This is a genomic window from Vibrio sp. E150_011 (genome assembly GCF_053544015.1).
On record NZ_JBHFOL010000008.1, the window covers coordinates 138,544 to 152,521 of the forward strand.

12 protein-coding genes are annotated in these 13,978 nt (G+C 45.8%); 6 read left to right on the forward strand and 6 right to left on the reverse strand.

Going from position 1 to position 13,978, the window contains the following annotated elements; all coding sequences use genetic code 11:
- Nucleotides 1-185 precede the first annotated feature (185 nt).
- Nucleotides 186-746: a single-stranded DNA-binding protein gene (locus ACE1OE_RS14080; RefSeq protein WP_372059905.1), complete on the reverse strand. Its 561-nt coding sequence runs from the start codon at nt 744-746 to the stop codon at nt 186-188.
- A gap of 262 nt (nt 747-1,008) precedes the next feature.
- Between ACE1OE_RS14080 and ACE1OE_RS14085 the strand changes: the two genes are divergently transcribed.
- From ACE1OE_RS14085 to ACE1OE_RS14100, 4 genes are all read left to right on the forward strand, one after another.
- Nucleotides 1,009-1,656 carry a LuxR C-terminal-related transcriptional regulator gene (locus ACE1OE_RS14085; RefSeq protein ID WP_449211439.1) on the forward strand — a complete coding sequence of 216 codons (648 nt, stop codon included), beginning with the start codon at nt 1,009-1,011 and terminating at the stop codon, nt 1,654-1,656.
- 163 nt (nt 1,657-1,819) lie between these two features.
- Nucleotides 1,820-2,689, forward strand: coding sequence for a UTP--glucose-1-phosphate uridylyltransferase GalU (galU, locus tag ACE1OE_RS14090; RefSeq protein ID WP_102469846.1), 870 nt, complete (start codon nt 1,820-1,822; stop codon nt 2,687-2,689).
- Nucleotides 2,690-2,853: 164 nt separating this feature from the next.
- The gene (uvrA, locus tag ACE1OE_RS14095) at nt 2,854-5,700 is read left to right on the forward strand and encodes an excinuclease ABC subunit UvrA (protein ID WP_449211440.1); all 2,847 of its coding nucleotides are present in this window, start codon (nt 2,854-2,856) and stop codon (nt 5,698-5,700) included.
- Nucleotides 5,701-5,793: 93 nt separating this feature from the next.
- The gene (locus tag ACE1OE_RS14100) at nt 5,794-7,572 is read left to right on the forward strand and encodes a PglL family O-oligosaccharyltransferase (protein ID WP_449211441.1); all 1,779 of its coding nucleotides are present in this window, start codon (nt 5,794-5,796) and stop codon (nt 7,570-7,572) included.
- 92 nt (nt 7,573-7,664) lie between these two features.
- On the opposite strand, the gene ACE1OE_RS14105 is transcribed toward ACE1OE_RS14100, so the two are convergent.
- On the reverse strand, nt 7,665-8,417 hold the full coding sequence (locus ACE1OE_RS14105) for a general secretion pathway protein GspB (protein WP_449211442.1): 753 nt from the start codon (nt 8,415-8,417) through the stop codon (nt 7,665-7,667).
- Nucleotides 8,407-10,113, reverse strand: coding sequence for an AAA family ATPase (locus ACE1OE_RS14110; RefSeq protein WP_449211443.1), 1,707 nt, complete (start codon nt 10,111-10,113; stop codon nt 8,407-8,409). The genes ACE1OE_RS14105 and ACE1OE_RS14110 overlap by 11 nt, the downstream gene beginning before the upstream one ends.
- A gap of 86 nt (nt 10,114-10,199) precedes the next feature.
- Here ACE1OE_RS14110 and ACE1OE_RS14115 point away from each other — a divergent pair, with 86 nt between their 5' ends.
- The gene (locus ACE1OE_RS14115; RefSeq protein WP_449211444.1) at nt 10,200-11,429 is read left to right on the forward strand and encodes a multifunctional CCA addition/repair protein; all 1,230 of its coding nucleotides are present in this window, start codon (nt 10,200-10,202) and stop codon (nt 11,427-11,429) included.
- Nucleotides 11,430-11,563: 134 nt separating this feature from the next.
- Here ACE1OE_RS14115 and ACE1OE_RS14120 read toward each other — a convergent pair whose 3' ends face one another.
- From ACE1OE_RS14120 to folB, 3 genes are all read right to left on the reverse strand, one after another.
- A complete protein-coding gene (locus ACE1OE_RS14120) occupies nt 11,564-12,367 on the reverse strand; it encodes an undecaprenyl-diphosphate phosphatase (protein ID WP_449211445.1) in 804 nt (267 codons plus the stop codon).
- A gap of 62 nt (nt 12,368-12,429) precedes the next feature.
- Entirely contained in the window at nt 12,430-12,912 is a 483-nt protein-coding gene (gene folK, locus ACE1OE_RS14125; RefSeq protein WP_372059895.1) for a 2-amino-4-hydroxy-6-hydroxymethyldihydropteridine diphosphokinase, read from the reverse strand.
- Nucleotides 12,909-13,268: a dihydroneopterin aldolase gene (gene folB / locus ACE1OE_RS14130; protein WP_102469838.1), complete on the reverse strand. Its 360-nt coding sequence runs from the start codon at nt 13,266-13,268 to the stop codon at nt 12,909-12,911. The genes folK and folB overlap by 4 nt, the downstream gene beginning before the upstream one ends.
- A 105-nt stretch (nt 13,269-13,373) precedes the next feature.
- Here folB and plsY point away from each other — a divergent pair, with 105 nt between their 5' ends.
- Nucleotides 13,374-13,970, forward strand: coding sequence for a glycerol-3-phosphate 1-O-acyltransferase PlsY (gene plsY / locus ACE1OE_RS14135; RefSeq protein ID WP_449211446.1), 597 nt, complete (start codon nt 13,374-13,376; stop codon nt 13,968-13,970).
- Nucleotides 13,971-13,978: the final 8 nt, after the last annotated feature.

Genomic DNA, 13,978 nt, shown 5'->3' on the forward strand with positions numbered 1-13,978 from the left:
GTACATTATCGATAATGCTTAAATACCGACAACAATGTTACGTTAACTATTTGTTATAACAGATTTATCAGCAAACGTACGTTTCATTCGTCACGCTAATTCTAATAAACGAAAAAAACCGCGAAATACTCGCGGTTTTTTTATTCGAGCTGCAAGCAACGTTATTGCTTACTATCACGACCAATCTAGAACGGGATGTCGTCATCAAAGTCCATTGGTGGCTCGTTGTATTGCGGCTGTTGCTGCGCTGGTTTTTGCTGCTGAGCAGGCTGCTGCTGTGCTTGTTGAACCGGCTGCTGTGGCTGACCCCAACCTTGTTGAGGTTGTTGTGCTTGTTGCTGCTGCATGCCGCCTTGGTTCATTCCACCTTGTTGCATCGGAGCACCGCCGCCTTGACGACCACCAAGCATTTGCATCACGCCATTGAAGCCTTGAACAACCACTTCGGTTGTATAGCGGTCTTGACCACTTTGATCTTGCCACTTACGCGTCTGCAATTGACCTTCAATATAAACTTGAGAGCCTTTTCTTAGGTATTCGCCTGCAACTTCAGCTAGCTTTCCAAACAAAGCAACACGATGCCACTCTGTTTTTTCACGCTGTTCGCCCGTTGCTTTATCACGCCAAGACTCTGACGTGGCGATTGTGATATTCGCTACCGCACCACCGTTTGGCATGTAACGAATTTCTGGGTCGTTACCTAAGTTACCCACTAGAATGACTTTGTTTACTCCACGGCTTGCCATGTTTTGCTCCGTAACCACAATAGATGTCTTAAATTAGCGCAACAGGATAACACGATACGCCATTTCGACAACAGTGCTTAATACATCAATCCGCAGATTGGCTCTGTACGCTCACTGTCATCTTGCACCGCTAAAAAATCAACTTGTTATTTATATCAGTTACTTAGATTTTTTAAGTGACTCCCAAATGTTTAGTACTGCCCTAGCACCTCGCCACCGTATTCGTCAGCATGCATAAAACACTGGGAGTAACGATACCTTTATGCGAACAAGTAATTACAAACGCGTCATTCAACATGTCACGCTGAGCACCACAGCCTCCGACCCTCTAATCCAAAGGCTGTCAGCATTAAGTATCAATGAAATCAAAACTATCGAACCTGAAAGTTTGCTGGTTGCCGGCAATAGTGTACGGAACCGGATCTTATTATTCGACTATCACGAATCCCTCGATATGTTTCAACAAGTTCTCAAGCTACCGCTCGTCAGCAAGCATTTTGAGACGATTTTAGTCAATGTCCCACATAGACTTACGACGGAAGAAATTCTTAAGTACGGCCATATCAAAGGCCTCTTTTATAGCCACGAATCGCCAGAAAAAATTGTTATCGGATGCGGTGAGATTATTAATGGCAAAAATTGGCTGCCAAGAGACGTGTCGAGCCAATTACTGCATCATTATCGACACGTTGTCGCAGCGAATACCTCACCGGCAGTGGTCGATCTCACCGTCAGAGAAATAGACATACTTCGCAGCTTGCAGTCTGGCGCCACCAATATGCAAATGGCGGAAGACCTTTTTATCACCGAATCCACCGTCAAGTCACACTTGTATCAGGTGTTTCGAAAACTCTCGGTAAAGAATCGCTTACAAGCCATTGCCTGGGCGAATCAGCACCTACTCTCTTAAAATATGACCCTAGACTCTTAATAAACGATGTTAACTAAGTCGCAATAATGTCGCGTTATTGCTGTTGGATATCGCTGTTATCTCAAATTAATTAGCGGTAGACTAGCAAGATAACCGTCGTTGGCGATACGATGTAAATATTATAAAGATAAAGGGTTTTATCATGATCAAAAAGTGCCTGTTCCCAGCCGCTGGCTACGGAACGCGTTTTCTTCCGGCAACAAAATCAATGCCAAAAGAAATGATGCCAGTCGTTAACAAACCACTCATTGAGTACGGTGTTGAAGAGGCGATTCAAGCCGGAATGGATGGGATGTGCATCGTCACAGGCCGTGGTAAACACTCCATCATGGACCATTTTGATAAAAACTATGAGCTAGAGCATCAGATCAACGGCACAAACAAAGAAGCACTGCTTGACGAGATTCGCGATATCATCGAATCAGCGCAGTTCACTTATGTCCGTCAGCGTGAAATGAAAGGCTTAGGTCATGCTATTTTAACGGGACGAGAATTAGTCGGTGATGAACCATTTGCTGTTGTGTTAGCGGATGACCTTTGTGTTAATGAAGAGCAAGGCGTACTGGCACAAATGGCGGCACTCTACAAACAGTTCCGTTGTTCAATTGTCGCGGTTCAAGAAGTGCCAGAAAGTGAAACGCATAAATACGGCGTGATTTCCGGTGAAATGATTAAAGACGACCTTTACCGCGTCGACGACATGGTAGAAAAGCCAGAAGCGGGCACAGCACCAAGTAATCTTGCTATTATTGGTCGCTACATCCTAACCCCAGATATTTTTGAGCTTATTGAGCAAACCGAGCCAGGTAAAGGTGGCGAAATCCAAATTACCGATGCGTTGCTTAAACAAGCAAAATCAGGCTGTGTCTTAGCGTATAAATTTAAGGGCAAACGTTTTGATTGCGGCAGTGTTGAGGGCTACATCGAAGCCACTAACTACTGCTTTGAAAACCTTTACCTAAAAGATGAAAAAACCTCAGAGCTTGGCAAACACGCGACGAAAAAAGCGTAATCTATTGCCAATCCCTGTGTTATCAGACGCCACTTTCTCTTAAGAAGTGGCGTTTTTTGTCGACGCTTCCATAGCTTCAAGCCTGTTTTTTTATCCAGTATTTCTTTGCACAAACTTCACACTATGTAATACTTATCGCACTGCATATTACATGAGTGGCAACAATGGATAAGATCGAAGTTAGGGGTGCTCGAACCCATAACCTAAAAAACGTCAGCCTCACGATTCCTCGCGATAAACTCACTGTCATTACCGGCCTTTCCGGATCTGGCAAGTCATCGCTTGCATTCGATACCTTGTATGCTGAGGGGCAAAGACGCTACGTCGAATCATTATCGGCGTATGCGAGACAGTTCTTATCCTTGATGGAAAAACCCGACGTCGACCATATCGAAGGGCTTTCTCCCGCCATCTCTATTGAACAAAAATCCACATCACACAACCCGCGCTCAACCGTTGGTACGATCACCGAGGTATACGATTACTTACGGCTCCTGTATGCCCGTGTTGGAGAACCTCGTTGTCCTGAACACAAAACACCTCTCGCCGCCCAGACGGTCAGCCAGATGGTGGATAAAGTACTGGAGCTACCCGAAGGCTCAAAGATGATGCTACTCGCCCCTATCGTAAAAGAGCGTAAAGGGGAGCACGTAAAAACACTCGAGAATCTGGCCGCACAAGGCTTTATACGCGCTCGTATCGACGGTGAAACCTGTGATCTTACCGATCCGCCCCCATTAGAGCTTCATAAAAAGCACACCATCGAGGTCGTTGTCGATCGATTTAAGGTCCGTGATAACCTACAACAACGACTCGCTGAATCCTTTGAAACCGCATTAGAGTTATCAGGTGGCATTGTCGCCGTGGGTTGGATGGATGATGCCGAGAAAGACGATATTATTTTTTCAGCTAATTTTGCTTGCCCGTATTGTGGCTACAGTATTCAAGAATTAGAACCTCGACTGTTTTCATTCAACAACCCTGCTGGGGCTTGCCACACCTGTGACGGCCTGGGCGTACAACAGTATTTTGACCCCGCCCGTGTCATTCAAGATGAGACCATCAGTATCGCTGAGGGGGCTATTCGTGGCTGGGATCAAAAGAATTACTATTACTTTCAAATGCTTTCTTCATTAGCCAAGCACTATGATTTCGATTTATTTGCGCCCTTTAAATCACTGCCGAAAAAAATAAGGGACGTCGTACTTAAAGGGTCAGGACGCACCGAGGTTGAGTTTAACTATGTGAATGACCGAGGCGATATTCGAGTTAAACATCACCCATTTGAGGGTATTTTGAATACGCTTGAGCGTCGTTACCGTGATACCGAATCGAACTCCGTACGTGAAGACCTAACGAAATATATCTCTACCAAATCTTGTACCTCTTGCGGGGGGACGCGGTTAAAAGAAGAAGCACGCAACGTATTCATCCAAGACACCACGCTACCTGAGATTGTCGAGATGAGTATCAGTGACGCGATGATCTTTTTCCACTCACTCTCCTTAGAAGGTCAGCGAGCGCAAATAGCCGATAAGGTGATGAAAGAGATCAATGACCGATTACAATTTTTGATTAATGTTGGACTGAATTACCTCAATCTATCTCGCAGTGCGGAAACATTATCAGGTGGTGAAGCGCAACGTATTCGTCTAGCAAGCCAAATTGGTGCTGGGCTTGTTGGTGTCATGTATGTTCTCGATGAGCCGTCAATTGGCCTTCATCAACGTGATAATGAACGCCTACTCGATACACTCATCCATCTGCGTGATTTAGGTAATACCGTGCTGGTGGTTGAGCACGATGAAGAGGCGATTCGCACTGCCGATCATGTCATTGATATTGGCCCTGGAGCCGGTGTCCATGGCGGTTATATCGTTGCGGAAGGCACAATTGATGACATTCTCGCTTCCGAGGCCTCATTAACGGGACAGTACTTAAGTGGCAAGCGTGAAATTTCGATTCCCAAGCAACGCACGCCTTTCGACCCAAAGAAAGTTGTGACCTTATCTGGTGCGACGGGCAACAATCTTAAGAACGTCGATTTAACGATCCCTGTGGGGTTATTTACCTGCATCACTGGCGTCTCAGGATCGGGTAAATCAACCCTAATCAACGACACCTTCTTTAAGCTTGCTCATACCCAGCTTAACGGTGCCACGACAGCTGAACCATCACCTTATAAGAAGATTGAAGGACTCGAGCACTTTGATAAGGTCATCGATATTGATCAAAGCCCAATAGGCCGAACACCCCGCTCAAACCCAGCGACATACACGGGTATTTTTACGCCGATTCGAGAACTGTTTGCAGGCACGCAAGAATCACGTTCTCGCGGTTACAAACCCGGTCGATTTAGCTTTAATGTGCGAGGCGGACGATGTGAGGCCTGTCAGGGTGACGGCGTGATTAAGGTGGAAATGCACTTTTTACCCGATGTATACGTCCCTTGTGATATCTGTAAAGGTAAGCGTTACAATCGCGAAACCTTAGAGATTCGCTACAAAGGTAAAACCATCGATGAGGTCTTGCAGATGACCGTTGAAGATGCACGAGAATACTTCGATCCTGTACCGATGATCGCCCGTAAGCTGCAAACATTAATGGATGTAGGCTTGTCTTATATTCGTTTAGGTCAAGCAGCCACCACACTCTCAGGTGGCGAGGCACAACGCGTGAAACTCGCGAAAGAACTCTCCAAACGAGACACAGGTAAAACACTCTACATTCTTGATGAGCCGACGACCGGCCTTCACTTCCATGATATTGAGCTACTGTTGTCGGTGTTACATCGCCTGCGTGATCATGGCAATAGCGTCGTAGTGATTGAGCACAACCTTGACGTGGTAAAAACCGCTGATTGGGTAATCGATCTTGGTCCAGAAGGTGGGCAAGGCGGTGGTGAAATAATTGCAGAAGGTACACCTGAATCTGTGTCACAAGTCGAAGGTTCACATACCGCTCGCTTCCTAAAACCGCTGTTACTTCCTAAAGACGGTGTGACTTCCTAAAAACTATGTTAAAAGAATAAATAGTCCCTATTGACTAAGTGCCTACTTCCTAGGCACTTAGTTTTTCTTAGCTATAGTGAAACCAGACTTACGATGGCAACAACATTTATCAATGGCACTGAATTAGCCACTATCAGCACGCGCCCACCACTGAACCGAAAATTTTTATCGGCAATGGCAGTGGTGTATCTCGTTGCTATGCATTTCTTTTGGCCTAATCCCGGTGGTATTGGCCTTGCGTTGTCATTTAACAACACGACCTGGATTGCCTTTAGTGTGGCCTTCGCCATTGGGCTATACCAATTGGGCAGTAATCAGTACTTACGCTTTAGTAAGCTCACCATTGGGTTGCTATTTTCATGTGTGCTGCTGACGTTGCCGTTATTGTATAGTCAGCCTAACATTGGCAGCGTTTTACCCCGCTTCATCACGCTGTGGAGTGGCTTCTTATTTTTTGTTCTACTGCAACAATTCCAATTTACTAATAAACAAAAACAACGGCTGCTGTGGTTGATTGTTCTCGCCAGCTTAATGGAAGCTATCTTAGGCTACATCCAATTTTTTTGGCTACCTGTTGATAATATTTTTGGTTACAACGCAATCGCCAATCGACCTTATGGGATATTTCAACAACCCAATGTCATGGCTAGCTTCCTCGCCACCGGCCTAGTGCTGTCTGGCTACTTACTCGCTCGACAAAAGCACAAATATCATCGCCGAATCAGTGATGTATCCTTATTGTATTTGACCCCTATCGTCTTAATTCCATTGATCGTTGTGCTGGGTTCAAGAACTGGCTGGCTGGGCGCGTCTACTGGTGCTTTGTTTTTGGTGCCCTACCTATATCGTCACTCCACTCGCAAACGCTTTCGCGGCTGGACGCTCGCAAACTTAACTGGCTTGGCATTAGGCATGCTGCTCGCTTTTGGTGGCAGTGGAAATCCTACACTCATCGAAGATAAATCCACACTACAAGACGTGAGAACAACGCTATATAGCCAATCTATTGATATGTTGATAGAAAAGCCTCTGACAGGCTATGGGCTTGGCAAGTTTGAATCGGAGTACATCCTTTATACCGCGCGACAACATCAGCTCAATGAGCAATTTGAACCAGGTATGCCCGCGTTAGATCACCCACACAATGAACTGCTCTTTTGGGGAATAGAGGGGGGGATTGTGGCTATTTTAGGTATTATTTTGGCTGCCGTGTTTATTTTAAGCCGTATCTATACCTCCAAACCAGGAACACGGCTGGCTATCTTTGCGCTCTTTATTCCTATCATTTTACATACACAACTTGAGTATCCTTTCTACCACTCATTGGTGCATTGGCTGACATTTATTGTCTTAATTTACTGGGTCGACCAGCGAGGTTCTCAGTTAAAACAAACCTCATTTTCTCGCGTAACAAAAACGTTAGTTCGAGTCATGTCGCTCGTGGTTCCCATCGTGACAACCGCCTATATGGTGGCAGCATTGCATACTAACTATGTACTGACCAAATTCGAGCAGAGTAAGCCTCGTAATCCTGATATTTTACAGCAAGTCTCAAACCCTGTCGTTTGGAAAGATCGGTATGACTGGGATGTATACAGTACCTATCTAAAAATTGGATTGAGCAGCCAGCAACCTCAATATATTCAGCCATACATTGACTGGTCAATTAAGATCATAAAACGTAAGCCGCGACCAGCTTTCTACCAAAACCTGATCCTCGCGTACTACGCTATTGGTGATAGCAGCCGGGCATTGCAAGTGCGTACAGAAGCTGAATACTTGTTTCCTAACGAAACGTTTTCGGGCCAGGCGGTCAGCATCAACGAACGTCCGCCATCATCGTCCCTACCAACCGACCCGACGGGTCAATAACACGACTCAAGAATGGCGCTAATCGCGCCTATTCGACCAACACTCCCATCAGTGAGTATGAGCAAGCCGCCGATCTTTAAGGCGACGCTCTATTACCCAGCCCATTCATAAAGCGCTGGCACTTCTATCAATTCATTGTCAAAGCGGATTGTCACTGATTGGGGGCTTATTTCTACGATTTGAACGTTGTTCAACCGATCCCCTTCCCTCAGCTCCTGACCATTAATTTTTATCCACCGACGATGCGAATCTGAAGAATACATATGCGTCTGAAGGTTCATTGCAGGGAGGCGACCCTGATATTTGCTTTCATTACCTTCCAGCGAGATGCGATTGGTGGTCACAGGGTTAGGGGTATCTATCTGACTCATGGCCGATGCCACTTTTCGAGCAATTTCAGGATCAAGCCCACTCAAATCTAAGCTTTCAAGAGTAAACGGCTCGTCTGATACATTACGCTCTGCTGGCGACTGCGATTGTGATTGTGATTGTCTGTTATTATCACTCGATGAATGGATAGCTAATAACGCAGGATCCACACTCTCCTGTTTTTGAACAGAGGGTTGCTCAACGATCGGCTTCTTATCTTCAGGCAATGTATTGAGCGGCCCAAAATCTGGATAAGTAAGAACGAGAACATCACTGTCGGACTTAATGACTTCACTCTGTTCCGGTTCACTTGACGTCGAGTCAGTATTCATTTTTTCCAATGACGTGACCTTCGAGGTCGTCGTAGACCCTAACGTCTCTTCTGAGGCAAAAGACGGTATTGAATGCACCACAGGCCACAAAATCAAACCACTAAGCGCAACAAGTGTCATCGTGTTCATTCGGTTACATTGCATGCTTAACCTCCTTTACAGAGGCGTCAAGCGCCAGTGATGGAGCATCAACCTGTGTTAACAATTCGAGGGTTTGTAGGGTATTTCGCCCTGCAATACCATCAACATCCATGTGTTGCCAGCGTTGAAACACTTCAACTTTCCTCTTTAATTGCTGATCGAAAACATTATGACCAGACGGTTGACTCCCTAAGACCTTTGATAACTTTTCATCCAAGATCTGTACCGCCTCTCCTGTTTGATTTAGCCTCAGAGTTTGAGTCAATGCCCGCTGCCAGATAAAGTAATATTCACCCGTCCATAATGATTCTAATGTATCAGTCGACACCTGAAGCCGCTCTGAACCATTGAGGATCTGTGCATAGGTGTCTGACAGTTTGTACAGCACAACATAACTTTCGCGTCCATCTAAATACATCGGCATCATGACCGGTAAATTGTTATCCCGCACTTGCTGCAACGTACCTAAACGCTTCTGGCAGACAAATGCACTGTTGCCATCACCTTCACACATACCATCAAGGACACTGGCTCGATACCCCCAAATTTTATACAACTCTTGTATTGCGGCGACTTTATCCGACCTTAAAAATACCGAATCAATCAATGTAGCAGAATACCCCAGGCGTATTTGGGTTGCTCCAAGCGATGTAACGCTAGGATCAACATGAGACGTATTCGTCAGCACCTTAGAATCAGAAGCCATCGCCTCCCCAGCTGGGCTTTTTTGGCTTTGTGGCCACAGTGCCAACAGCTCCGGCCCTTTGAAATAAAGCAACAAGGCCAGCGACACTCCAACCGTTCCTAACGACATATAACCGACAATCGTACGGATATTGATGGCATTTGGTGTCGCTCTCGAATGATGTGAACCATTAACAAAACCCGGAGCTTGAAATGATAAAATGTCTTCGCTCGCCTTTTGCGCTAGTGCTTTTGATACGTCTTTTTGTCCGGAGTGATAGGCGTACTGTAGAGACTTGTCGGCAATAAGATTGATAAGACGTGGGATTCCTTGGCTTGAATGATTGATCACCGAGACCGCACTTTTTGAAAAGAGCGTACTTTGGCCACCAGCCATTGAAAGACGAAACTCTATATATTGGCGAGCTTCCCCCTCAGTAAGTGGCAACAAATGGTATCGCCCGGTAATTCGTTGTGCGAGTTGACGCAGTTGCGTAGTACGCAGCTTATCTTGCAGTTCTGGCTGCCCAATCAATAATACTTTCAGTAATTTGCGGTCATCCGTTTCCAAATTAGTCAGTAATCTAAGCTGCTCTAACACATCGGCTGACAGGTGTTGCGCCTCATCAATGACCAATAACGTGTTGACGCCCTGCTCTTCATTGCTTTGTAAATAACGATAAATTGCCTGACTAAGCTGCTTGAGCGAGGCACCTTCTGGGTAGGTTAAACTGAATTCATCGCAGATTGCTTCAAGTAGATCTTGGCTAGAAAAGGTGGGATTGAGAATGAATCCAGATGCTGTTTTATCATCAAGCGCCGCTAACATCGCTTTAGCCACGGTTGTCTTACCGGTGCCAACTTCCCCAGTTAACATGGCAAAACCACCACCTTGCCCTAATCCAGCCTGTAGGTGCTGCATGGCTTCACGGTGTCTCTGGCTCAAAAAAAGATAACGAGAGCTCGGCACAATTGAAAACGGTACCTCGTGGAAACCAAAAAAATCCTTATACATTCTCTCGTCCTTACATTATGACAAAAAGCAAAGTACCATTGGGCTTAATGAATGCCAACGGCAAAGTGTGAAAAAGGGGAGCCAATTTGCAAGTCTATCTTGTTGGTGGTGCGGTACGTGACCACTTACTCAACCTTGAGGTATATGACAAAGACTGGGTTGTGGTTGGAGCCACACCAGAACAAATGCTCACCGCAGGTTTTCAGCCTGTGGGTAAAGACTTTCCTGTCTTCTTACACCCTAAGAACAAACAAGAGCATGCCCTTGCTCGTACGGAGCGTAAAACAGGTCATGGCTACACTGGGTTTGAGTGTTTTTCCTCTCCCGATGTCTCCTTAGAAGAAGACCTACTTCGTCGCGACCTCACCATTAATGCCATGGCTCAAAACGAGCAAGGTGATATTATCGATCCCTATCAGGGACAAATCGATCTAAAGCATCGCCTCTTGCGACACGTTTCGCCCGCTTTCGTTGAAGACCCGCTGCGTGTGTTACGCGTTGCACGCTTTGCAGCTAAACTGCATCATCTTGGTTTTCAGGTTGCGCCAGAAACTATGTCCCTCATGCAATCCATTGTATCGAATGGCGAACTCGCTCACCTGACACCGGAACGAGTTTGGCAAGAGTGGCATAAGTCGTTATCCACGCCCCATCCTGAAATATTTCTGACCGTACTAAGAGACTGTGGCGCACTGCGTGTGGTATTGCCTGAAATCGATGCTCTCTTTGGCGTACCACAACCTGAGAAGTGGCACCCTGAAATAGATACGGGTGTACACACCTTATTAGTGACGCAGCAAGCTAGCCGGTTAACTAAAGACACCACCATTCGTTTTGCGGCTCAAGTTCATGATCTGGGTAAAGGTGTCACGCCACAAGAGGAATGGCCGAGCCATAAGCGACACTGTCATACTGGACAAAAACTGATAAAGCAGCTTAGCCAACGTATTCGCGTGCCCAATGACTACCGTGACCTTGCCGTGGCGGTCTGCGCTCAGCATTCAAATATTCACAGAGCGAGTGAACTCAAAGCCACAACATTTATTAAGATATTCTCACAACTCGATGTTTGGCGAAAACCCGCTAAATTAGAGCAGATTCTCCTTTGTTGCCAGGCCGACCACCTTGGTCGCAAAGGATTAGAGATGATGCCATACCCGCAAGCCGATCGAGTGAGGGCGGCTTATCAAGCGGCGCTGTCTGTGAATGTACAGGCGATTATTGCCGATGGGTTCCAAGGTAAAGACATCAAAGATGAGTTGGATAAGCGCCGTGCAGATGCAATAAAGCAAACCCTAATAGTCTTAGATTCTTAAAGTCTTAGACTCTTAGACTCTTAGACTCTTAGACTCTTAGACCAATAATATAGACGGATAGAACAGAGTAGGCGCGATGCGCATTGAAACCGTTGAGCACGTAATTGGACAACTACGTGCTCAACCCTTATTCATTACGCCATCAGCAAAAACGCAAACAAGCCAAAGCCTAAGATTAATCGATAAATAACAAAGGGCATCATGCCCATTCGTGAGATCAATTTTAGGAAGTAATGAATACAGATGTATGCACTAATAAATGATACCACCATCCCCGTTAGCAAATAGCCAAAGTGGATCGGCTCTGAGCCGGTCACGAGCTTCATACCAAGATACGAACCCGCTAGAGTAATGATTGGGATCGACATCAAGAATGAGAACCGAGCGGCTGCTTCGCGTGTGAAGCCCAGATAAAGAGCGGCTGTAATTGTCGCGCCAGAACGAGACGTACCCGGAATAATCGCCATCGCTTGCGCAAAACCAATGAACAATGCTTTCTTCCAACCAGCCTGATATTCATCGGCATTTTGCTGCGCGTGTTTATCGACCCACCATAACAACAAACCAAAAATAATGGTGGTCGTTGCAATCACATAAGCACTGCGTAAGTACAGTTCGATAAGGTCCTTCATCAGCAATCCGAAAATACAGGCCGGAATGGTCGCCAGTACAATCATCCAGGCAAGCTTAGATTCTTTGCTTCGCTCACCTTTAAAAATAGAAGCGAACAAAGCGCTAAACAGCGTCACCACTTCTTGTCTAAAATAGATCACCACGGCGACCAACGTACCAATGTGTACCGCCACATCAAAGGCAAGTCCCTGATCTTCCCAGCCAAGAATGGCAGAAGGCAAGATTAAGTGCGCCGAGCTTGAGATAGGTAAAAATTCGGTTAGCCCTTGAATCAAGGCTAAGATAAAGGCTTCAAAATAACTCATTATTCACTGCTACCACTAAAACGTTTCGGTCCAGCCCGCAAAGCTGTGCTCTGTAAGACTGATTAAAGGTTAAGATCGATGGTTCTAAGTTCAACGGGATCAGACATAGCCTGCCAAATTTGCGTCACCGTGCGACCATCTTGAGGGATCACTAGATCCGGAGCCAGATCATACAGGGGTTGTATGACAAAAGAATATTTAAAGATATCTTCTCGTGGCAAAATCGGTTTTTTTTGTGAAATTTCATTTCCAAACAGTAAAATATCAAGATCTAATGTTCTGTTTTGAAATTTCTTGGCTCCTAACTCCCGCCCCCACTTCACTTCAATTTCTTTAAGTGCGGCGCTTAATGATGCCACCGTGTGTGAGGTTTTTATTCGCACCACGAGATTATAAAATTCATTGCCTGAGAATCCATAGGACTCAGAAGCGTACACCGGTGAAAAGGCCGTATCTTGACTCAATAATTCAAGCTCTCGGCACGCCGCTACAATGTGTTTTCTACGATCAATATTGGAGCCAACCCCAATATAGGCAATGGTCATGCCTGACCTCTTTCGATCACAACGCCAACACCGCTGGCTTGTGCAACTGCCCCTGGTTTAGTCAAACGAATCTTAACCCATGGCACTGAAAACTGGGTTTGAATCAATGCAGCAATCTCTTCTGCGACACGTTCCACCAAAAGAAAACGCCCACTTTCGATGTGATGAATCACTGCTGTACTCACTTGAGAGTAATCAAGCGCGTCTTCTACGTTATCACTCTTCCCTGCTGGCGCATTGTCGTGTGCCATTTCAATATCTAAAACCAGCTTCTGCTTAATTTCTTGTTCCCAGTCATAAACACCAATGGTGGTTATCACTTCAAGCTGCTCAATAAATACTTTGTCCAATGCCATGATTTGTCCTTTATTAGAGGTCGGATACCCATTTGTTGGGAAAAAACGTACTATTGCCGATATGATATCAGTCCCTATTGATAATTTCTTGAGAAAAGGTATGCAATGACACCGTTAGCGCTCGCCATGATCATCATCGCTTATTTACTCGGCTCCGTGTCGAGTGCAGTGCTGATCTGTCGCTTATTGCACCTACCCGATCCAAGAACCGTGGGTTCTCAAAATCCTGGAGCAACCAATGTTTTACGGCTAGGCGGAAAAGGTGCCGCTGCCGCAGTATTGCTGTGCGATATGCTCAAAGGAACGATACCGGTATGGATTGGCTACTATCTAGATATCGACCCTATCATTTTAGGTGTGATCGCAATTGCCGCATGCTTGGGTCATATGTATCCGTTGTTTTTTCATTTCACTGGGGGAAAAGGGGTCGCGACAGCATTAGGAGCGATAGCTCCGCTCGGTTGGGATCTCACAGGGCTGATCACTGGCACTTGGTTGGTTGTTGCGTTGATCTTTCGCTATTCGTCTTTGGCTGCTATCACAACCGTGATGCTCGCGCCACTTTACACTTGGATGGTACGACCGGTATTTACACTCCCTGTCGCGATGTTGAGTTGCCTCATCATTTTACGTCATCACCAAAATATTCGTCGCCTATTTGACGGCACAGAGCCAAAAGTTGGACAAAAAAAAGCACCGTAAACGGTGCC